The 22,227-nt window shown below is 28.1% G+C and carries 17 protein-coding genes and 1 rRNA gene; 10 read left to right on the plus strand and 8 right to left on the minus strand.

Features of this window, described 5'->3' with window-relative positions; all coding sequences use genetic code 11:
- Positions 1 to 125 precede the first annotated feature (125 nt).
- Entirely contained in the window at positions 126 to 860 is a 735-nt protein-coding gene (locus Q1J76_RS00360) for a GntR family transcriptional regulator (RefSeq protein ID WP_300365171.1), read from the minus strand.
- A gap of 195 nt (positions 861 to 1,055) precedes the next feature.
- Between Q1J76_RS00360 and Q1J76_RS00365 the strand changes: the two genes are divergently transcribed.
- The 4 genes from Q1J76_RS00365 (at position 1,056) to Q1J76_RS00380 (ending at position 6,060) form a co-directional block, all read left to right on the plus strand.
- Positions 1,056 to 3,467, plus strand: a complete 2,412-nt coding sequence (locus Q1J76_RS00365) for a TIGR03936 family radical SAM-associated protein (protein WP_300365174.1) — start codon at positions 1,056 to 1,058, stop codon at positions 3,465 to 3,467.
- 417 nt (positions 3,468 to 3,884) lie between these two features.
- The gene (locus Q1J76_RS00370; RefSeq protein ID WP_300365177.1) at positions 3,885 to 4,301 is read left to right on the plus strand and encodes a secondary thiamine-phosphate synthase enzyme YjbQ; all 417 of its coding nucleotides are present in this window, start codon (positions 3,885 to 3,887) and stop codon (positions 4,299 to 4,301) included.
- Between the two features lie 9 nt (positions 4,302 to 4,310).
- Positions 4,311 to 5,267: a S66 peptidase family protein gene (locus Q1J76_RS00375; protein ID WP_300365180.1), complete on the plus strand. Its 957-nt coding sequence runs from the start codon at positions 4,311 to 4,313 to the stop codon at positions 5,265 to 5,267.
- A 31-nt stretch (positions 5,268 to 5,298) separates the two neighbouring features.
- The gene (locus Q1J76_RS00380; protein WP_300365183.1) at positions 5,299 to 6,060 is read left to right on the plus strand and encodes an HAD family hydrolase; all 762 of its coding nucleotides are present in this window, start codon (positions 5,299 to 5,301) and stop codon (positions 6,058 to 6,060) included.
- Between the two features lie 870 nt (positions 6,061 to 6,930).
- Here the strand turns inward: Q1J76_RS00380 and Q1J76_RS00385 are convergent.
- From Q1J76_RS00385 to Q1J76_RS00400, 4 genes are all read right to left on the minus strand, one after another.
- Positions 6,931 to 7,341 carry an ATPase gene (locus tag Q1J76_RS00385; RefSeq protein WP_300365186.1) on the minus strand — a complete coding sequence of 137 codons (411 nt, stop codon included), beginning with the start codon at positions 7,339 to 7,341 and terminating at the stop codon, positions 6,931 to 6,933.
- A 22-nt stretch (positions 7,342 to 7,363) separates the two neighbouring features.
- Positions 7,364 to 8,236 carry a peptide chain release factor N(5)-glutamine methyltransferase gene (gene prmC / locus Q1J76_RS00390; RefSeq protein WP_300365189.1) on the minus strand — a complete coding sequence of 291 codons (873 nt, stop codon included), beginning with the start codon at positions 8,234 to 8,236 and terminating at the stop codon, positions 7,364 to 7,366.
- 15 nt (positions 8,237 to 8,251) lie between these two features.
- Entirely contained in the window at positions 8,252 to 8,581 is a 330-nt protein-coding gene (locus Q1J76_RS00395) for a cupin domain-containing protein (protein ID WP_300365192.1), read from the minus strand.
- 177 nt (positions 8,582 to 8,758) lie between these two features.
- Positions 8,759 to 10,272 (minus strand): 16S ribosomal RNA (locus Q1J76_RS00400).
- A gap of 588 nt (positions 10,273 to 10,860) precedes the next feature.
- Here Q1J76_RS00400 and Q1J76_RS00405 point away from each other — a divergent pair.
- The 4 genes from Q1J76_RS00405 to Q1J76_RS00420 all read left to right on the plus strand — a co-directional run bounded on the left by Q1J76_RS00405 (position 10,861) and on the right by Q1J76_RS00420 (position 16,045).
- On the plus strand, positions 10,861 to 11,601 hold the full coding sequence (locus Q1J76_RS00405) for a hypothetical protein (RefSeq protein ID WP_300365195.1): 741 nt from the start codon (positions 10,861 to 10,863) through the stop codon (positions 11,599 to 11,601).
- 4 nt (positions 11,602 to 11,605) lie between these two features.
- Positions 11,606 to 14,140 (plus strand): hypothetical protein, encoded by a 2,535-nt coding sequence (locus Q1J76_RS00410; RefSeq protein WP_300365198.1) that lies wholly within the window; start codon positions 11,606 to 11,608, stop codon positions 14,138 to 14,140.
- A gap of 6 nt (positions 14,141 to 14,146) precedes the next feature.
- On the plus strand, positions 14,147 to 14,521 hold the full coding sequence (locus tag Q1J76_RS00415; RefSeq protein WP_300365201.1) for a YkgJ family cysteine cluster protein: 375 nt from the start codon (positions 14,147 to 14,149) through the stop codon (positions 14,519 to 14,521).
- Between the two features lie 72 nt (positions 14,522 to 14,593).
- Positions 14,594 to 16,045: an HD-GYP domain-containing protein gene (locus tag Q1J76_RS00420; RefSeq protein WP_300365204.1), complete on the plus strand. Its 1,452-nt coding sequence runs from the start codon at positions 14,594 to 14,596 to the stop codon at positions 16,043 to 16,045.
- A 4-nt stretch (positions 16,046 to 16,049) separates the two neighbouring features.
- Here Q1J76_RS00420 and Q1J76_RS00425 read toward each other — a convergent pair whose 3' ends face one another.
- Positions 16,050 to 16,667 carry a hypothetical protein gene (locus Q1J76_RS00425; protein WP_300365207.1) on the minus strand — a complete coding sequence of 206 codons (618 nt, stop codon included), beginning with the start codon at positions 16,665 to 16,667 and terminating at the stop codon, positions 16,050 to 16,052.
- A 174-nt stretch (positions 16,668 to 16,841) separates the two neighbouring features.
- On the opposite strand from Q1J76_RS00425, the gene Q1J76_RS00430 reads away from it, so the two are divergent.
- Complete coding sequence (locus tag Q1J76_RS00430) at positions 16,842 to 17,210, plus strand: heavy-metal-associated domain-containing protein (protein WP_300365210.1); 369 nt, start codon at positions 16,842 to 16,844, stop codon at positions 17,208 to 17,210.
- 210 nt (positions 17,211 to 17,420) lie between these two features.
- Here the strand turns inward: Q1J76_RS00430 and Q1J76_RS00435 are convergent, their stop codons facing one another.
- Together Q1J76_RS00435 and xerD are read right to left on the minus strand one after the other, a co-directional pair.
- Positions 17,421 to 19,688 carry a hypothetical protein gene (locus Q1J76_RS00435; protein WP_300365213.1) on the minus strand — a complete coding sequence of 756 codons (2,268 nt, stop codon included), beginning with the start codon at positions 19,686 to 19,688 and terminating at the stop codon, positions 17,421 to 17,423.
- Between the two features lie 30 nt (positions 19,689 to 19,718).
- The gene (xerD, locus tag Q1J76_RS00440; RefSeq protein WP_300365216.1) at positions 19,719 to 20,651 is read right to left on the minus strand and encodes a site-specific tyrosine recombinase XerD; all 933 of its coding nucleotides are present in this window, start codon (positions 20,649 to 20,651) and stop codon (positions 19,719 to 19,721) included.
- Between the two features lie 216 nt (positions 20,652 to 20,867).
- Between xerD and Q1J76_RS00445 the strand changes: the two genes are divergently transcribed.
- On the plus strand, positions 20,868 to 21,851 hold the full coding sequence (locus Q1J76_RS00445) for an aminotransferase class I/II-fold pyridoxal phosphate-dependent enzyme (RefSeq protein WP_300365219.1): 984 nt from the start codon (positions 20,868 to 20,870) through the stop codon (positions 21,849 to 21,851).
- The last annotated feature ends 376 nt before the right edge of the window (positions 21,852 to 22,227 follow it).

Genomic DNA, 22,227 nt, shown 5'->3' on the forward strand with positions numbered 1-22,227 from the left:
CCTATAATACATTATATAACATCATATAATGCTATATAATGTATTATAGTAAAAATGGTTCATTTGTCAATAAAAAACAAATTAAAAATTTCATAAAATTTAAATAAAAAAAATTAAGACTGGAATTATTCTAGAATAAATTTAAATTTACTAGCTATAAAATACTGTTCTGTAAAATGAATCATATTATTTGTATTTTCACCAACTATAACTTTCTGAATCAATAATGGTTCGCCATATTTTACTGACAGAAGTTTACCAATATTTCCTGCGATATTAGCCTCTAAATACCATCTCACAACATAAGATGGAAATATATTATTTTTATTTAGGGTCTTATATAATGAATCAGATTCAAATTTTCCATCAAGTAAAAAAGGATATTTTTCATATGATAAATAATTTTTTTCATAAACAGGTATATTATCTATTGTTCTAATTCTATCTACTACAATTATTTTATCAGATTTATCGAGCATCAAGTATGACTGCATATCATTATCTGCATCTAACAGGGATATATTGATAATTTTTGATGTAACAGTATATCCTAGAGAAGAGAACAGTTCGCTAAAAGAAACTGGTTTATTTTTAACACTATTAATAACTATTTTTTTTTCTATTTTTTTTCTAATGACGAATGTACCTTTACCTTGTTTTTTTACAACAACTTGTTCTTTTAATAGTTCATGAACTGCTTTTCTTACTGTAATACGGCTGACATTAAAATGCTCCATAAGCTCCAATTCTGTAGGTATTTTATCGCCATGTTCTAATTTATTTAGATATTCTTCTTTTATAAAATTTTTTACTTGTATGTATAGAGGTGTCATTTTATCATCAAACACATATGATCCCATATTACGGCTCCTATTATAAATATATATTATATATAAAAAAAAATATTTAACAAATAAAAAACTATATTATGTATTATATAATACAAATTTTCATTTAATAAAAATAGAATTGTTATCTTATAATATATTTGTATTATAATAAACTTTACTATATAATACTAATTCAAAATAATAAATTGGGATAATATTTAATCAATGAAAGAAAAATTAAAAAATGAAATACTTGAACTTGTAAAAAGTGAAGATATAGTTAAGCCTACTAGATATTTAGGCGGTGAGATAAATGCAATAATAAAACCAAATATGCCTTTTAAATTTATTATGTGTTTTGCTGATATGTATGAAGTGGCAATAAGCAATTTGGGGCTTTCAATACTTTATGAGGTTATAAACTCTATTGAATATGCTTCTTGTGAGAGAGTATATGCGGTTGCTGAAGATTTTGAAAAACTTTTAAGAGAGAAAAATATACCGCTTTATACTTTAGAAACTTTCAGCAAAGTAAAAGATGCTGATGTTTTGGGTTTTACTTTGCAGTATGAGTTAATATATACGAATATACTTCAGGTATTGGAACTAAGCCAAATACCTATACATAGAGATGAAAGAGGCGAAGATGTACCTATAATAGCGGCAGGAGGTCCAAGTGTATTTAACCCTTTCCCTTTGGCTGACTTTGTAGATGTGTTTTTATTCGGGGAATTCGATTTTGAGATGAAAAACTTTGTAGATATAATTTATAATCTCAAGAAAAATGGTGCTAAAAGAGATGATATTTTAAAAGAGCTTTCAAAACTAGAATATGCTTATGTACCTAAATATCCAAGAGAGAATGTAAAAAGAATATTCGTTGAAAATATAAATGATATGCCTTATGTGAAAAAACCTTTAGTTCCTTTGGTAGAAGGCATACAAAACAGAATATCCGTTGAAATAGCAAGAGGCTGTACTCATAGCTGCAGATTCTGTTTGGCTGGAATTACTTATCGTCCTGTAAGAAACCGCAGTATAGAAAAGATTGTTGAAATAGCTATGGAGTCATTAGAAGCTACTGGAGCAAGCACTTTAAATTTATTTTCACTTTCTGCTGATGATTATCCTCATATTGCAGATTTGATAGAATATCTGCAAACACTTGGCGAGCATAAAGGTTTTTCATTATCATTGCCTTCGCTTAGAATAGATTCATTTGATAAAGACACCGCAGACAGAATAGCACAATTTAGAAAAACTGGTTTAACATTTGCATTGGAAGTGGGAAGCCATGAATTAAGAGAAAAGATAAATAAAGAAATGGACGAAGATGCAATATACAATATACTTGCCGATGTGCAGAAAATGGGCTGGAAGATAGTAAAAATTTATTTTATGATAGGATTCACTGATAATCCAGATAAAGAAGCCGATGAAATAATAGAAGCACTTGAAAGGATGATAACAGTATCAAAAAATAAAGTAAAAATAAATGCTGCTATCAATGTATTTATTCCAAAGCCTCATACTCCTTTAGAGAATAATAATCAGCTTACAGATGAAGAGGCAATTGTTTATATAGGAAAGATAAGAGATCATTTCAAAGGTACAAAGGTGGCTATCAAATATCATCCTCCTAGAATGGCAGAGATTGAAGGTATAATATCAAGAGGTGATGAGAAAATAGGAAATATTATTTATAAAGCATACAAGAAAAGGGCTAGATTTGATGCTTGGATAGAATATTTTAAATATGATATTTGGAAAGAAGTAATAGAAGAAAGTGGATACACTATAAAAGAATTATTAAGCAAAAAAATTGATATGCCTTGGAAATGTATTGATACTCTTGTAAGTCAGAAATTTTTTGATAAGGAATATGAGAGATTTCAAAATGGTAAATTTACAGATTACTGCTTTACAGGAAATTGTCAGAACTGCGGTATAGATTATCAAAAATATTGCCATAAATATAAAAAAGAAGTTTTAAATACTAACTTTACTCAAATGGTTGAAGAATTAAAAACTATAAAGAAAAGAGATATATTCGCTGTAAACTATAAAATATTAATGAAATTCAAAAAAGAAGGTATATCATCACTTTTAGGTATGCATGATTTATCTCGTGTTATGATTTGTGCTTTAAAAATAGCAGGTGCAAGTATATCATTAAGTAAAGGCTTTCATCCATTAGAAAAAGTTGTATTTACTCCACCTACTCCATTTGCATGTGAGAGTGAAGCTGAATATATGGAAGTGAGTTTAACTGAATCTATAGAAATAGACTTACTTAAAAATAAAATTAATAATCTTCTTTCTCATATAGGCATAGAAATCATTAATGCAGTTTCTACTCCTGTAAATACTAAAAATATTCAAGCACTTCCTAAAAATACAGTTTATAAAATTATTACAGATGATGATAATAATGCTTTCAATCTATTATCAAATAAAGATGATTTAAAATTAAATGAAGAGAGAAAAGGCGATTATTTAACTATAAAAAAAGATGATAAATTACTTATAACTCTTTTAGAAAGTAAAGAAAAAGCTATAAGGGTACGCGACATAAAAAACTATCTTTCAAAAAAGAATATCAATATTAAAAATATTAGAAAATTAGAGCTAGTATAATTATTGTTTTTATATTAAATGAGTTGAACAGACAGCAAATTAAAAAAAATCTTGGGTGGGCAGCTAAAATAAAATATAAAAATAAAAAAGAAAAATAATATAGAAATATCAAAACAAATTGAAAGTATAAAGGGTGGGAATTAGAATAAAGTTTAAAAATTTATTTACATACCCCGCCCTTTAAAATTTAAAGCTCTATTTTAAATTTTAATATTTATTATATTTATGGCTTAATTAGAAATTTTAACCCCGCCCAAATTTTTATTAGATTTGCTACTTACAATTAATACATTAAAATATAATACTTAATAAGTAATATAATTTAAATTATAAAAAATATTTATTTCAGCATGAGTAAAAACTTGTAATGCTTAAAATTTTATTATATTATGGTAATATATTTTTGAGGAGAATAAAATGAAATCTTATAGAAAAGTTTTGGAAATAAATTATCCTAAAAGAAGAGGATATATAAATATTACATCTGAAGTGCAGAAATGCCTAAATGAAAGTGGAATAAAAGAAGGGCTTGTATTATGCAATGCCATGAATATAACGGCAAGCGTATTTATTAATGATGATGAAAGCGGACTTCATCATGATTTTGAAGTATGGCTTGAAAAATTAGCTCCTGAAAAACCTCATAGTCAATATCATCATAACGGCTATGAAGATAATGCCGATGCTCATATGAAAAGACAATTAATGGGAAGAGAGGTTGTAGTTGCTGTTACAGATGGAAAACTTGATTTCGGAACTTGGGAGCAGATTTTCTATGGAGAATATGACGGAAAAAGAGTAAAAAGAGTATTAATAAAAATTATAGGAGAATAATACTTGTTTATGATAAAGCCTAAAAGATTAGAAAAAGGAAACACCATAGGTATAATATCTCCTTCAAGTGCATGCCCTAAGGATAAACTTTATGAAGGTATTAAATATTTAGAAAGCAAAGGCTATAAAATAAAATTATCCAAACATGTATTTGATAATTATAATGGATACGGAGGAAATGATGATGCAAGGGCACAAGATTTAAATAACTTTTTTGAAGATGATGAAGTTGATGCTATTATATGTTCAAGAGGCGGATACGGTGCTGTTAGAATACTAGATAAATTAAATTATGATATTATAAAAAATAATAATAAAATATTTGCAGGATACAGCGATATAACTTCTTTTCATTTGGCTTTATACGAAAAAGCAGAACTTATTACTTTTCATGCTCCTATGGTAAGTATAGACATGCTAAAAGAAAAATCATTCGATGAAAACTCTTTAAATAATATGTTTGATATTTTGTCAAGCAATGAGAAAATAGTTTATAAAAATCCTGATGGTTCAGATTTTGAAAGTATTTCTTTTGGAGATGATGGAAAAGCTCAAGGAATATTAATAGGCGGTAATTTCATTGTAATGATGTCCAGCTTCGGTAATGAATATTTTCCAAAATTGAATAAAGATTATATTTTATATATAGAAGAAGTAGATGAAAAACCTTATAAAATAGACAGAATAATATCAACTTTATTTAATTCAAAAGAGATAAGAAAATCAATAAAAGGCATTGTAGTAGGAGATTTTATAAACTGTGATTTGCTTGAAGGTGAAAAGGAAACTGGATTTAGAACTGCTAGAGAAACTATCATAGAGAGATTAAGCAATTTAAATATACCCGTACTTACAAATGTGAAATGTGGGCATGGAAAAACTAAACTTACAATTGCCCATGGGGCTATGGTACAAATAGATGCTTATAATAAAAGTTTTGAAACATTAGAAAATGTATTAATTTAATAATAAAAATATATAAAATAAGAGAGTTATTATGAAATTGTTTTTCAGTGATTATGATATGACTATATATATTCATGAAAAAATAGATAAAAGTGTATTTGATGCTGTAAGAAAATGGAGAGATGCTGGAAACAAATTTATTATTGCTACTGGAAGAAATAAATTTTCTATACTAGATCATATTCAAAGACATAATTTAGAATTTGATTATTTAATAGCAAATAACGGGGCTTTAATTTTTAATGATAAAAAAGAATTAATATTTGAAAATAGTTTTAATAATGATACTGCTTATAAAATTATTAATTTTCTTCATGAAAATTTTAGCGGTACTGTAGAAATATCGAATAATGATTATATTCTATCTATAAAATCTAAAGACGGCAATGATTATCTGCCATTTAAAGTTGATAAAAAAATTCATATAAATGAAATTCAAAATATAAAAAATATAATACAAATAAATAAAATTACTCCAAATCCTGAAACTACAGAAATGACTGCAAATATAATAAATGAAAAATTTGAAGAAGTAACAGCTTATGCTAATATTAGAACTGTTGATATAGTAAAAAATAATGTAAGTAAGGCAAATGGAGTGGATTTTATATATGAAATATTAAAAAAAGATAATGATATAGAAAAAATACTTACAGCTGGGGATTCTAATAATGATATAGAAATGATAAAAAGATATGATGGGTATGTGCAAATTAATGCTAATGAAAAAATAAAATCAATTACAAATAAATATTTTAATTTTATATCAGATATAATTTATAATGAATTATAATATATTGAATTTAATACCATTATAGAATATAATAAAATCGAAAAAATAAAGGAGTATATATGTGAGGAATATTTTGCGTAATCGGTCTGATTATAGCAGGTGTAGTAAGTTTATTTGATAAGTTAAAAGGAAATAAAGAATAACTCTGAATTATTATAATAAATTACATGGACTATTTTTTATTAAAAAATTAATTATGCTACTTGATAAACTAATTTTCCATCTGCAAATATTTTTAATACTTTGATTTTCCTAATATCTGTTGGAACTATCTCGAGTATATTTTATCTAATATTATCAAATCGGCTTTCTTTCCTAGTTCTGCCTTCAACATCAGGTATATCCCTGCTATCCCTATAGCTTTTGAATTAACCCATACAGTATGATCAAGGACTATTGTATATCTGATATTATGCTATTAAGTACATCTTTTGTAGTATTAGTTACGAGAGTATATCCATTACCTCTTAACACAGTGATATTTTTATTTTTTAATAAAAATCTCTAATATTATTGCATAATCATCTACAGATTTCTGAATATAATTTTAGAAGTACACATTTAGCTGTATGTGCATGAGCTTCAAAAAAACTATGTATTATCACCTATAAATTCTTTTACTCCTTATTCATATCCAACATATTGACACACCCATTTTTACAGTAATTGGATATACTATTTTTTGATTCATCTCATATGTTATATTGTTCCTATTTTACAGTATAAGCATATTTGCCACTTTTATTACAGCTAATAGCTATAAAATATAAAATTAGTAAAATGATTGTTAATAATGTTTTTTATTAACTTTTTGTAAACTCCTCTAAATTAAATTTTTTTATTTTTTTAATTTAAGGAAATGAGTAAATATTAATCTGAATATTTTTCTAATAATTCATCTATTAATTTTATTTTATCTTTATTTTTTATATGATAGAATTTACCTATTGTTGTAGGAAAATAATCTTCTTCTTTTAATTTATATATTTTAACTTTAGCAGCTATTACCCAATCTGCAATATTAACTCTCTCAATCTCATTTTTATTGAATTTAATATTAAATTTATCAAGAGAATCAGAATCAGTCAAAGCCTCGGCAACGGCAACAGTAGTTAATCCATCTGCTATCATTATTCTAGTACCTTTTAAAAATTTCTTCTCTTTTACTTTCTCAGCACCAGCTTTCACTTCAGCAAATACTATATTATGCTTATAAAATATATCCAAAAGTTTAATATCTCCATGCTCTCCTCTCCTGCTTCCGAATTTCACATACTGCATATTATTCTCCTTAAAATTATTATTAACAATTCTCTAAATTATTACAAATAAGAAATCTGTCTTTTTTACTTAAATCTTTTTTTACTTCAGCATTTTCTATATTAAGAGAATAACATATATCAATCAATGCCTCTCCTTGATTATAGCCTATTTCAAAAAAGAAAGCTCCATTATTTTTTAAATATCTATTTATAATATTTAAAAAACTTTTGTAAAAATCAAGCCCATCTTCTCCTGAATATAATGCATTAAAAGGTTCAAACTCCAAATCCTTTTGAAGTAAATCTTTATCTCTTAAAGGCACATAAGGGGCATTTGAAACTATTATATCAAATTTCTTATTCGGTGTAAAATTTAAAGCATCAGCATTTATTATATTTATTAATTTTTCATCGTCCAATATATTAAAAGTATTTTTATTTATAACTTTAAAAGCACCTTCACTAATTTCAATAGCTGTAATATCAATATTTTTATTCTGCTCTAAAAATAATTTTTTTAATGTTATAGCTATATTACCGCTTCCAGAACCTATATCGCATATTGAAATATTATCTTTATCCCTTGTATAATCTAATACCAAATCAATTAGCTCTTCAGTTTCGGGTCTTGGTATAAGCACATTATTATCAACATAAAAATCAAAACCGTAAAATTCTTTTTTATTTATTATATATGATAAAGGCTCATGATTAATGCGTCTGTTTATAATGCTTTCTATTAAAATTATTTCTTTATTTGTAAACTCTCTCAAGCCTTCTGATATTAATTTTATTTTACTGAAATTTAAAACATGCATTATAATAGTTTGTGCCTCAATATATGACACTTTATAATCATGATTAATTTCTTCCAATTTTTTAGCGTAATTAATTATAGACTGATTAATATTCATAACAAATTAATTATTTTAATTACTTAATAAATCTTCTCTTTGCGGAGTAAAAGTATCTAATAATTTACCTTTCTTAATGCATTTACATCCATGACTCATATTCTTAGCAAAATAAAGACTATCACCCGCCTTGCATAAATATTTTTCTCCATTAACTGTAAATTCAAATTCACCTTCCAAAATATAAGTAATTTGTTCATGATTATCATGCGAATGAGTGTCAGCTATAGCTTCTTCATCAAACTCCATATATACAGTCATTAAATTTTCACTATGGGCTAATATCCTTCTTTTAAGTCCATTTCCTAAATTTTTTAAATTAGTTTTATAAAAATCCTGATACATAATTAATTTCCTTATTATTTATTATAACAAATTCAAGTAATTTTAGATTATATATAAAAAACACAAAAAAACCAGCCTTTTAATAGGCTAGTTATTAACGAGGTATAAAAAATATAATATGGAAAAATTCTTTCAAATATGAATAGCAGTAAGATTTAAGTCGGACAATCTCCGAATAAAGGAGGTGATCCAGCCACACCTTCCGGTACGGCTGCCTTGTTACGACTTCACCCTCATCATCAGTCCCACCTTCGGCGCCGCCCCCCTTGCGGTTAGGCTAACGACTTCAGGTAAAACCAACTCCGATGGCGTGACGGGCGGTGTGTACAATCCCCGGGAACGTATTCACCGTAGCGTTCTGATCTACGATTACTAGTGATTCCAACTTCATGGAGTCGAGTTTCAGACTCCAATCCGAACTGAGGCAACTTTTTTGAGTTTTGCTCCACCTCGCGGTCTTGCTTCTCTTTGTACTTGCCATTGTAGCACGTGTGTAGCCCTGGACATAAGGGCCATGAGGACTTGACATCATCCCCACCTTCCTCCTACTTGAACGTAGGCAGTCCCCTAAGAGTGCCCGACATTACTCGGTAGCAACAAAGGGTGAGGGTTGCGCTCGTTGCGGGACTTAACCCAACATCTCACGACACGAGCTGACGACAGGCATGCAGCACCTATACAAAATGTCCTTGCGGACTGACTTATCTCTAAATCATTCATCTTGCAATTCAAACCCAGGTAAGGTTTTTCGCGTATCATCGAATTAAACCACATGCTCCACCACTTGTGCGGGGACCCGTCAATTTCTTTGAGTTTCACCCTTGCGGGCATACTCCTCAGGCGGTACACTTAAGACGTTAGCTACGGCACTCCTATTTAAATAGAAGCACCTAGTGTACAACGTTTACGGCTAGGACTACCAGGGTATCTAAGCCTGTTTGCTCCCCTAGCTTTCGTGATTCAGCGTCGATAAATGCCCAGATGATTGCCTTCGCTATAGGTGTTCTTCTCGATATCTGCACATTCCACCGCTACACCGAGAATTCCATCATCCCCTACAATATCCAAGACTTATAGTATCCGAGGCGTCCCCGAAGTTGAGCTTCGGTCTTTCACCTTAGACTTACAAGTCCGCCTACTCACCCTTTACGCCCAGTAAATCCGAGCAACGTTTGCCTCCTACGTATTACCGCGGCTGCTGGCACGTAGTTAGCCGAGGCTTACATTATCTACTGTCACTCATTCTTCGATAATTTCCGAGGTTTACAACCCGAAGGCCTTCATCCCTCACGCGATGTCGCTCCATCAGACTTTCGTCCATTGTGGAAGATTCTCAGCTGCTGCCTCCCGTAGGAGTCTGGGCCGTATCTCAGTCCCAATGTGGCCGGTCACCCTCTCAGGTCGGCTACCTATCGTAGCTTTGGTAGGCCGTTACCCCACCAACAGGCTAATAGGCCGCAGGCTCATCGTAAAGCGGATTGCTCCTTTCCTCTACTCTACTTATGTAGCAAGAGTATATGCAGTATTAGTCCATGTTTCCATGGGTTATCCCCCTCTTTACGGCAGATTACCTACGTGTTACTCACCAGTTCGCCGCTAACTTACCCAGTTGCCCGAATAAGCCGCTCGACTTGCATGCTTAAGACGCATCGCCAACGTTCGCTCTGAGCCAGAATCAAACTCTCCATACTCACTTTTGTGAATCTGAATGATTCTAATTATTTTTACTATTCTACTGAATAGTGATTTACTTATGCAAAGAAATGTTACAAATTGTAACCGTTGGGTCATTGAACTTTTAAGTTCATTTACACCAGTTGTGTTTTTGTTTTTCTTAAATTGCTTCTGCTATCCATATTTCAAAGAACTTCTATTTTTGTTAGCTGATGTTTTTTTTGTTTCTCATCAACTGTTTTATTATTATAGCATACAGCCTAAAAAACACAATAGTTTTTAATAATGTTTTTTGCTATTTTTTAAAGTTTTCAAACAAAATCGAATATATATTATACATATTGTACATATAAAGGGCAAAAATATTAATCAATAATTTTTTTACCAAATCAAAAGCCTAAATTTTAGAAAAATAATCGAATTTTATTGTATTTTTTGGAAATTTTGGGAAATTTTAATCACAAACATACAAAAAATATATTTAATAAAAATTAAGCCGATAAAATATTGCTAATTTTTAAAAACAAAATATATAATTTTTTTTACAGCTTGATTTTATATTCATTTAGATATATTATATAGCAGTATACAATTGGAGTAAAATTTTGGAAAACATCATAGATATAATTAATAAAGCTCAGTTAAAAACAATAGATAAAGAAACATTTCTATCAATATCATCATTGTGTTCTTTTATTCCAAAATCTATAACAGAAAATAATGTTTGGAAGAAACTGCCTTTATCAGCTAAAGAAGTATATAGAACTTTAGTTGCCAATTATGACTATGAACTTGGAATTGCAAAAACTACACATTCGCAAATATTGAATGAAGCTGGTATAGGAGGAAATGCTACTGTAGTAAAATCTATAGATCTATTAGAAGAAAAGGGATTTATTACTAGAGTAGAATCTAAAACTAAAAGCCATCATTATCTTATGCCATATCAGGAAAAATTTTATGCGGCTGTATGCAATTTTGAAGAGAGAGATTTCTCTATACTCTATAAAGTAAATAAAAAAAATAAAAAAGATAATCAAATTAAGCAAGTTACTAATAAACTTTTCTTTAAAGTTTGTTATAATTTAAGTTGTTTAGGTATAGATGAACCTCAAAAATTAATAGATAAATATTCTTCAGATGGTAATCAGCTTAGAGTGATTTTATCTATGTGTAATTATATTTATATAGCTAAAGAGAATAATTTAAATAAAGACATAAATTTAAATAAATACCTTATAGATTCATTAAAAAAAGGAAATATTACAGAAAACATATTTGATGAAAAAACAATGAATACTATAAAAAATATAATAATAAACAGAAAACAAAATATAACAGAGTAAAACTATGGCAACAAAAAAAACTAACACAACAAATAAAAAAGAAGAATCTAAAGAAACAAAGAAAACAGCTGCTACTCCTAAAAAGACCACAGCTAAAAAAACAGCTGCTACTGAAAAAGCTGAAACTCCTAAAAAGTCTACAGCTAAAAAAACAGCTGCTACTGAAAAAGCTGAAACTCCTAAAAAGTCTACAGCTAAAAAAACAGCTGCTACTGAAAAAGCTGAAACTCCTAAAAAGACCACAGCTAAAAAAACAGCTACTACTGAAAAAGCTGAAACTCCTAAAAAGACCACAGCTAAAAAAACAGCTACTACTGAAAAAGCTGAAACTCCTAAAAAGTCTACAGCTAAAAAAACAGCTGCTACTGAAAAAGCTGAAACTCCTAAAAAGTCTACGGCTAAGAAAACTACTGCTACTGAAAAAGCCATAGAAACACCAGTAATTGATGAAAAAATAGAGGAAAAAGATACAAAAATAGAAACTAAATCATTAGATTCTGTAGTGAAAAAAGAAGAGCAGCCAAAAGAAGAAAAAAAGGATTTAAAAGAACTTATAAAAGAGGCTACTGCTGATAAAAAAACTTCTGACAGAAAAAGTATATTTAAAACTTCAGCTCCTGTTAGAAAGATTGAATCAATAAAAACAGAAAATACTGAAAATAAAACTGAAAGAGAGTCTATAACTCTTCTTAAAGAGGCTATAAAAGCTAAATCTCAAAATGTATCAAGACCTGTAAGCGTAAAAAAGCGTATAGCCATAGTAGATGATGACAGCGTTGATAATATAAGCAATAAAAGTAATGAGGAGTTAAATATATCTAAACCTGTTATAAGCAGTGTATTCGCAGCTCATAATATAAGAGATGAAAAAAAAGAAATTACAGCAGATGAAAATATAAAAAATGATAATATAAATAAACCAGAAGAAGAAAATAATACATTAAACAGAGAAAATACAACATCTTCAATAGTTAATGCTGAAACTTCTTCCCCTTATTCTTTTGAAACTTTCAAAAAAGAGGATAATACTGAAGAAACTATCACAGAGGAAAAACAAGAAGATGAAATAACTGAAAAAACAGAAAATAATTATGAAACTTCTGATAATAATATAAATAATTTTGAAACAAAAGAAGAAATAAAAACAGAAGAAACTATCACAGAAGAAAAACAGTATAGCGAAGAAAAAACATCTGAAGAAACTGTCAATGAAAAAATAGAGGAAAAGGCTGAAGAGAAAATCGAAGAAGAAAAACCAGCAGAAGAAAAAGCCACATACAGTAAAAGCGATATATTTAAAAGACCTGTTGTAATACCTATTGAAGATGAACATATTCAGAAAACTAAATTCCAACAGGAAAATATTGATAAAGCTATAAAAGATGCTCCTACTATTCCTGATAATATTTCTATAGAAAATTATAAAGATTATTCTAATACAGAATTAAGCAATGAAAATGAAGAAGAAATAAATGAAAAAATACAGGAATTAAAAGATAAAGAAATAAAAATAATAGAAACAGAAGATGAATTAAAAAGTGCTTCTTTACCAGAAATAGAAAAGAAACCTGCAGAGCGGTATGTTGCTCTTGATCATTCTGTAAATGAAAATAAAAAATCTAATAAAATAGTACCTATAGTAGGAATTATAATAATAATATTAGGACTATCATTTTTAGGTATTCAATTCTTCTCAGGAAAAAATAATCAATCTGATGATGGATTCTATGAAATAGTTACAAATGAAACTGTAGAAAATAATAATTTGTTAAACACTAATGATCTTAAAACAAATAATATTATATCTCCTACAAACACAAAACCACAAACCAATAATACTGCAGTAAATACTCAAACTAATACAGTAAAACCGCAAACTAATAATACTGCAGTAAATACTCAAACTAATACAGTAAAACCACAAACTAATAATGCTACAATAAATACTCAAACTAATACAGTAAAACCGCAAACTAATAATACTGCAGTAAATACTCAAACTAATACAGTAAAACCGCAAACTAATAATACTACAGTAAAACCTCAGACTAACAATACTGTAGCAAATACAAAAACCAATACAGCAGCTACAGTACCTACTCCTCCAACGCCTCCAAAATCACCAGAAATAACACCGCCTACTCCTCCAACACCTCCACCTAATCCACCAGTTGCTAATACAAATGCCTCTATAAATAACACTCAGAAAAATACAGCATTATCATACAATACGGATACATATAAAACTAAATGGACAGATACTTTATCATCAATAGCAACCAAAGAATTAGGAGATGGTAGAAGATGGCCTTCTATAGTCGTTCTAAATGAGAATATAATAAATAATCCAGATAACATAGTATTTAATATTGATATCAAAATCCCGAAGGGAGAAAAAAAAAAAGTTGAGGATATGAACGATAGTGAAAAAAAATCATTATATAATGATTATATAAAAGTGTCTGAAATGTATTTAAAAATGGGAAAACAAAATATTGCTAATACAATGAAATCTCAAGCTAATTCTATATTAAAATAATCTAAAATGAAAAAATCTAAAAAAAATAAAAACTCTATATTAACATTCTCATGTACAGGCTGCGGAATATGCTGTAAAGAAAAAGGATATGTTTTTTTTACAGATGATGATATAAAAAGAGCATCCAAATTATTGGAAATATCCCCTTTATTTTTTATTAATCAATATTTAGAATATGAAGAAGGATATGGATATCATATAAAAGTAACTGAAGATAAGCCTTGCACATTTTTAGATGAAAATAACAGATGTACTATAAATAATTCCAAACCTAATCAATGTGCTACATTTCCATATTGGAAGGAATATACTGATAAAAATGGTAATTTAATAGCGGGTAAATTTAATAGAGCATGTCCCGGAGTAAAAATAAAAAAATAATTTTTATTATTTCATTTTTTTTAAAATATTATATAATACAAACTTAAAATAGTATATTAAGGAAATTTAATAATGAATGATTTAATATCAAAATATGAAATTCTTACCGTAAAAGAACTTAAATCCATAAAAGATCAATTAGTTGCCCATAATATACCATTATTTAGATTAGATAAAGAAAAAAAATTGATATCATTTCCAACGGAACAGTTGGGTTTGGTAATAGATAATGATAAATACAGTAATTTAAAAATATATATACCTAAAAATTTTTCTATGTTTATAGAGGAATTTAAATCAATTATTCAAACAAATACTACAAGTGGAGAAGTTTCAGAATCTACTCCTTATGTATTTAGAACTCCTAAAGAATCAGAAAAAGAGATGGGAAAAAGAATATCTGAAATCTCTAAAATGACTTATAATGAAAAAGTTAATACTATAAAAAATTATGATATAGAATTGAAGCAAATTCGTGTGAATAAAGATGTTGGTATAAATAAAAATACAGCACAGCAAATAGTTAATGTTGGAAATGATGTGGGGCTAATTGCCAAAGTTACTATGTTTGAAAGTATTCAAAAAATTAAAGGTGAAGAAATCACTCAGGAACAGGCTAAAATAGAAAATCAGGAAATTACTGAAACTACAACAAATTTGGTTACTACAATAGTTGATATGCTTTCGGCTAATACTGAAACACAAAAGGTATTTGATGAACTTAGAAACTACTCTGATGGAGGCGTAATGTCGCATTCTAATAGAGTATTTATTTCTTATGTGAATTTTATGGTATTCTATAATAATTTGATTAATAGAAGACATTTAGTACATAAAATAAGAACTTCATATATAAATAAATATCAAAAATTTTATGAACAAGTTGAAACTATATTCAATAAAGAAAATGTACATAGGAATTTGGCTACTGTGGAAGATTGTATAGATAAAGGTATTAAAACTATAGAAGAGAGAGAAATGAATCTTTATTCCGTTGGTGCTTTGCTTCATGATATAGGAAAGGTTAAGGATTTGGATTATTTTGAAGGAGCTAATGGAAGAGATTATGAGAGAATAAAAAAGCATTTATTTAATAGTTATGCTTTGGTAAGTCAAACCTCTGAATATCCATTGGAAGTAATATTAACAGTTGCTTTGCATCATGAATATTATGGATTAGGATATGGTCCTTATGATCATTTATATAAATTAAAATTGGAAAAATATCCTAATTTCCAGATACAGAAAATTATGACATATGATGCTAAAGCTATAGATGAATGCGAAGCTTTTGCATATTTCCCTGCAAAAATGCTTGAAATTATAGATGTATATGATGCATTAATAGACCCTGCAAGAAAGTATAGAGGTGGTAAAACATTCAGTCCTGAAGAGGCTCTAAATATTATGAGAGAAGATTTTATTGAAAAACATGTAAAATTAGACCCTATACTATATGATGTATTCGTGGAATTCTTAAGTAATTCTATAGAGCAGGATCTAATGGCTTGTAAATTAATATAAATATTTAATTATTATTATCATTGGATTGTATTTCATCTAATGCCTCCATACCATTTTTGAAAGCATTGAATATTTCCTGCCAATTGCTTGTAGATAATATAGAGATTCCTATATCTTCATAATCATCTTCTCCAAATTGATTAATAAAATTGAATCTTATATTGGATATAGACTTGCTGGTAAAACTATCGAATTCACTATCTTGATTGAATTTATATCTTACTTCTATATCATAATAATTGATATCACCCATTAAATATGGATTATAAATAACTTTCTGTACATTAGTTAATTGAACCGTACTTCCGTCATCAAATGTAAATATAATAGGAGTACCATTATTTACTTGCATTCTGCTAGGATATTTATATCTAAACTCTAATGTTAAAGTTCTTCCAGCTCTTTTATAAAATCTAAATCTATTATCCCGTAAATATTTATATGTATCTTTCCAATAAGTATATATATTTATCTTTGAACTTAATTTATCTCTCTCTGTAAAAAATAATCTGCTTTTTAGAGCATTAGTAGTATTATTATCATCATTATTTATTTGCGAATACAAGAAAGATGAACTAGTTGATATAATAAAAAATGAAATTAATAATATATATCTATTCATTTTAATTCCCTTATAATTAAATAATATAATATATAATAAATACGGAATTTAAAACTTAAAATTAAATGATATAAGTATTTTTTTATAAAAATATATTGACATAGATATTATATTTGTTAGAATACTAAAACAATTTATTTTCTATACAAAACTTTTAAGGAGAATTTATTATTAATGGAAAAAATTTTAATATTATCAGTAATTATCATAGTAGCTGCATTATCTATAATAAATTATATAAAAAAAATGAAATCTGGAAAATGCTGTTCTTCAGGAGGCGGATCAGAAATCATAAAAAAAGTGAAAGTAAAAGATAAAAATAAAAATAACTATCCGTATAAAAAAATAATAAAAATAGGTGGAATGACCTGTACGCATTGTGCCAAGATATTAGAAAATAATTTTAATAAAATTCAAGATGTATATGCTAAAGTAAGTTTTGATGATGAAGAGGCTGTAATATTAACTAAACAGGAATTGGACAATAAACTATTTGAAGATGCTGTAAAACAATCAGGATATAGGTATTATATAAAAGATTAAAAATAAATTTACGGCGTATTAACTTTTTTACAAAAATTATATAAAACTTTCATTCATAGCACACACTATAAAATTAAATACTTTATTTGTATTAATTTTATCAAAGCATAATAGCCGTAATTTTATTCAATAAGCATGTATACTTCTATGATTTTATAGAAAAAGGGTATACTATAAAAGCATACTCTTTTTCTATAAATAATTAATTTTTTAATTGTCTTTTACTTTTTCGTATTCTTTTTTCTTATCTTCACTTTTGGCTAAAGTAGCACCTTCTTCTTGTTTAGGTCTAGCCCTTAAAGAATTAAGTAAAGTATAGGCAACAGCCACATTCTCCTCGCCTGAAGAGGAAGCCACTCTAAAAGCCATAAGCGAAGAATATCTACTTCTGCCATAAGCATATCTGAAACCTATTTCAACAGTTTCTCCTGCCGCTATATCAACTGTTTCTTTATCAAGCACTATTGTAGATAGAGCCTGAGCCAAATCAGTTTTAATAGTTACATCATTTTGATTTTTAGAAGTTCTATTAACTATAGTAAGTACTCCTGTTCTGTTTCTCTCATCAAGCTTAACTGTAACATTGAATGGGTTTTCAGAATATTTTTCTTCTATTCTTGAAACAATAGATGCATTAATATTAGCCCATTCTCTTATATTGTTTCCAGAGCCTCTGAATTTAGACCATAACATTCTTGATACATCATGGAAGAATATTCCTCTTATCCTGCTACTTCTATTGAATTTAGCTTCAGATTCATAAACTCTTCTCATATATTCAAGTTCAGGTCTTAAACTTCCGTCCTGAAGTCTATTATCTATCATATTTCCAACTAATACATTATACTCACCTGATAAATACTGAGGCCAAGCAGCAAGCATACCTACATGCTGAGGACGGCTAGCTTCATATATCATCACTGCATCATAATCAATACCAGCATCAAAGAACATATAAGGATCCTGTCCATGCTCCTGACCATGATTCCAGCCTAAAGTAAATGCCCATAATTTTTTCTTAATACCAGAATCTTTTATAGCTTTTATTATAAGGGCTTCTTTATGTGCTCTGAACCATCTCCACTTCATTCCTATTTCTTTTCTTCCTCTGTTTACAGCAAGCCAACGCATACGAGCAGCCTTACTCATAGTAGACCAACTCGCAGGTACATAAACTCCAGTAAGATCAACCATCTCATCAACCATTTCATAACCATCAACTTCTCCTGTTCTTATGAAGTCAAGTCCTACATATGATATATTAGGATTGGAGTCATATTTTTTTAATATATCTATAATATCCTCTACCCTTTTAGGATCATCTAAAGATATATGTCTGCTTTCTACAAGACTTTGAGTAGCTGAATTATAACCTACAGATACCTCATAACCTCCCTTTCTAGCACCGCCACCTGCTGCAAAATAACTCATAACATAAGCACCTAGCTCAATATTACCTTTAGCTTTACTTGCAGCAAGATTTTCTATATTCTTTATCATAGCTTTTGCCCAAGGTTCCTCTGGAGTAATACCTCCTGTCCAACCTGTAGTCTGTCCGCCTATAGCCCAAAATATATCGCATTTCATATAACGAATCCAATCATATATAGCATCATAACTAGTAGGCTCTCCTGTTTCTACGCTTGGGATTTTTTTAGTAGTTAAATCTATTGCATACTCTAAAGTAGCTATTTTCTTTGTTTCTTTAGCAGACGGAGATTGTCTACCCTTTACTGTGAAATCTTTAGTATATCCGTAAACACCGTTTTTAGTTTGAACTAATACTATAGCCTGATATTCTCCTAAAGTTCCACCGAATGGATGAAGATAAGTTCCTTTATATTCTGAATTTTTTACTTTAAATACATTTATAGAATATCTTTCATCTCCATTCATTCTAACTATTTTATCTTTTTTATATCTTACATATATACTTATATTTTTTACTACATCTTCAGTGTATACAGAAGCATTAATTACTACAGGCTCATATCTAAATACTGATATTTTTGATAAATCTATTGCCACTCTAGGTGCTTCTCTATTTCTAGAATTTCTTATAGCAGCATCTACAGCCTCGCTAAGTTTATCAGCAGCTTTATCTGTAGTATTAGCATTGAATACCATAGCAGGAAGTATATTAGGATTAGGCATTTCGCTGCTAAACTCATCATCACTAAGAAGAAGATTCTGACTTAAATATTCTATATCCGAATCAGCACTAATTTCTTCTTCCGTATATATATCCTCCAAATCTACGGATAAATCATAATCGTATATCGGCTTTGATGTAACAAGAGAAAGAGAATCAGGATTATACATATCTATCCTATGATTTTTAGATGTTCCATCAAAAAGATAACTGGTATCATTATTATAGCTAACTATTGTCATTCTCTCGCCTATACCAAAGGTTAAAGCTACCAATGATATAGATACTAGTAATAATATTGTTGTGGCTATTATGCTTCGTTTCATATATTTATATTTCCAATTCTTTTTATTTTTTTATATATTAGTATTTTGTCTAGCATGTTTTGAATGTTTAGGATGTTTTGCTATTTGCTTTTTTAGATGTGCTGAATCTACATGCGTATAAATTTCTGTTGTTGTAATATCCGAATGTCCAAGCATTCTTTGTACGGCTCTTAAATCTGCTCCATGCTGTATAAGATGTGTTGCAAAACTATGCCTTAAAGTATGAGGATAAATATTCTTTTCGATTTTACTCTTCTTCATAGCCTCCTTAACTATTTTCCAAATACCTACCCTTGAAATCTTGTCGCCTCTGAAATTTAAAAACAATTCACTTGTTTTCTTGCCCTTAACCATTATTACTCTGCTTGTTTGAATATATCTTTGTAATATATCCAAAGCCCTATCATTAATAGGAACTATTCTCTCCCTCTTTCCCTTACCGCATATCTTTAAATATTTACCTTCAAAAAATATATCTTCAATCTTTAAAGAACAAATTTCACTTACTCTAAGTCCAGATGAATACATAAGTTCAAATATAGCTTTATCTCTTAAACCTTTATCAGTTTTTTCATTATGAACTGAAAGCAAATCATCTACCTCTGTTGTTGTCAGAGATTCAGGTAGTACCCTCTTTAAACGTATAACTTCCAAATTATCTGTAGGATTTTTAGAAATATAATTTTCCATAACTAAAAATTTATAGAGATTAACTATACTTACCTTATTTCTAGCTACAGTTCTCGATTTAGAGCCTTGTTCTTTTCTTTCGCTTAGAAATTTCTCTATATCCTTTCTTGTAGCTTTCAAAATAGATTTTTTATTCCTGCTTAAAAAATCAAGATATATTACAATATCTCTTTTATAAGATTCTAGGGTATTCGATGATAAACCCTTTTCAACTGCTTCATAATTTAAATACATTGATAATATTTCTTGATCGGAAACCTGTTTAACTGACATTGAAATCTGCCTCTTAATTTAAGATATAATATACAAAATTCAGGGTGATTTGAATAATCAACCTACACATGATTATCGACAAGATTTACTATTTATTTAAACATAATACATTGCTTGATAAAAATATTACATTAACTAAACATAAAATTTAAAAGTGTAAACTAATTTAAAAATAATAAGATAATTATAAAATATAAATTTAAATTGATAATGAATATGAGCAAAAAAATTTTTTTAGATAAAAATGAAAATCCATACAAGCCGTCAAAAAATATTATTAAAGAGCTTGAAAGATTTGATATAGCATCTCTAAAATTTTTTCCAGAGTACAGTCCTAAAAAATTAGATGAAGAGATGTCAAAATATTTCAATATAGAAACGGATAATATCATTTCTGTTAATGGAATGTATGAAGCTTTTGCATGTATTATTAATTCGTATGATAAACATAAAATATTCTTATTAGAACCATATAGAGATTTATATACAAAAATATTGCTATATTATAAAATGCATTATGATATAATAAAAGCAAATGAAGATTATAATATATCGCTAAAAAAGAATATGAAAAATAACAATTCCATTATAATAGCAAGTAATCCTAATGCTGAAACAGGTTTGTTCATAAATATCAAAGAAATTGAAGAGTTCTTGAAACATTATGAAGGAATATATATAATAGATGAATCATATATAAACTTTGCTGGTGAAAGTGCAATAAAATTAATAAATGAATATCAAAACTTAATTATAATAAGGTCTATAGCACATTCTCATTCTATATCAGGGCTTAATATTAATTTTATAATATCAAATTCTAAAAATATAGAAAACATGTCTACATTAAGACAAAAATACGGAATAAATAAAATATTTGAAACAATAGCAATAGCATCTGTAAGAGATGAAAAAACTGCATACAAAAATATATTTGATATAGTTTTGGAAAGGGAAAGATTAGACACCATTTTAAGTAAAGAAGGTTTTATAGTCGTGCCTTCAAGAGCAAATTTTATATTAATAAAACATGTAAATAAAACTTCCAATTACATATATGATGAACTTATAAAAAGAAATATAGTAGTAAAAAAATATGATAATGATAATATACTTACTGATTTCTTGAGAATCACAGTATCTACTCATAAAATAAATAATATTCTTATAAATGAATTAAGAGATATTGTTAGTAACTAATACCCCGCCCTTTTATATTTTCTACCTTAATTTGAAATTCTAATTTTATTTATATTTAAAACTTCATTAGTAAAAGCATGCCCACCCAAGTTTTGATTAGATTGTTAATCTATTCAACGCACGGTTAATGCATCATATTTTATAATTAAAATTATATTTGTACTTAAACATATATTTATAATACTGTTCAACGTGCGGTAAATTGATCTAAAAACAAAAAGAAATTTAGGGTTGGTACTTCTATCGGCAGTTGGAAATTTTATAAGTATGATTTTGAACCTGATTTATTATTATTCCAATAAAAATGGAAGAAAAACGCCAATATAGAATCTCATTCTGTTGCCAAGCATAATACTTGATTTTGAAAATTTTTATA

This window comes from Brachyspira sp. (genome assembly GCF_029258575.1).
Taxonomy (GTDB): Bacteria; Spirochaetota; Brachyspiria; order Brachyspirales; family Brachyspiraceae; genus Brachyspira.

Coding starts and splice junctions, on each gene's coding strand:
- Q1J76_RS00370 (WP_300365177.1), top strand. CDS start 3,885: ATGAAATCTTATAGAAAAGTTTTGGAAATAAATTATCCTAAAAGAAGA.
- Q1J76_RS00395 (WP_300365192.1), bottom strand. CDS start 8,581: ATGTATCAGGATTTTTATAAAACTAATTTAAAAAATTTAGGAAATGGA.
- Q1J76_RS00430 (WP_300365210.1), top strand. CDS start 16,842: ATGGAAAAAATTTTAATATTATCAGTAATTATCATAGTAGCTGCATTA.
- xerD (WP_300365216.1), bottom strand. CDS start 20,651: ATGTCAGTTAAACAGGTTTCCGATCAAGAAATATTATCAATGTATTTA.
- Q1J76_RS00410 (WP_300365198.1), top strand. CDS start 11,606: ATGGCAACAAAAAAAACTAACACAACAAATAAAAAAGAAGAATCTAAA.
- Q1J76_RS00385 (WP_300365186.1), bottom strand. CDS start 7,341: ATGCAGTATGTGAAATTCGGAAGCAGGAGAGGAGAGCATGGAGATATT.
- Q1J76_RS00445 (WP_300365219.1), top strand. CDS start 20,868: ATGAGCAAAAAAATTTTTTTAGATAAAAATGAAAATCCATACAAGCCG.
- Q1J76_RS00425 (WP_300365207.1), bottom strand. CDS start 16,667: ATGAATAGATATATATTATTAATTTCATTTTTTATTATATCAACTAGT.
- Q1J76_RS00435 (WP_300365213.1), bottom strand. CDS start 19,688: ATGAAACGAAGCATAATAGCCACAACAATATTATTACTAGTATCTATA.
- Q1J76_RS00375 (WP_300365180.1), top strand. CDS start 4,311: ATGATAAAGCCTAAAAGATTAGAAAAAGGAAACACCATAGGTATAATA.
- Q1J76_RS00420 (WP_300365204.1), top strand. CDS start 14,594: ATGAATGATTTAATATCAAAATATGAAATTCTTACCGTAAAAGAACTT.
- Q1J76_RS00360 (WP_300365171.1), bottom strand. CDS start 860: ATGGGATCATATGTGTTTGATGATAAAATGACACCTCTATACATACAA.
- Q1J76_RS00380 (WP_300365183.1), top strand. CDS start 5,299: ATGAAATTGTTTTTCAGTGATTATGATATGACTATATATATTCATGAA.
- prmC (WP_300365189.1), bottom strand. CDS start 8,236: ATGAATATTAATCAGTCTATAATTAATTACGCTAAAAAATTGGAAGAA.
- Q1J76_RS00365 (WP_300365174.1), top strand. CDS start 1,056: ATGAAAGAAAAATTAAAAAATGAAATACTTGAACTTGTAAAAAGTGAA.
- Q1J76_RS00415 (WP_300365201.1), top strand. CDS start 14,147: ATGAAAAAATCTAAAAAAAATAAAAACTCTATATTAACATTCTCATGT.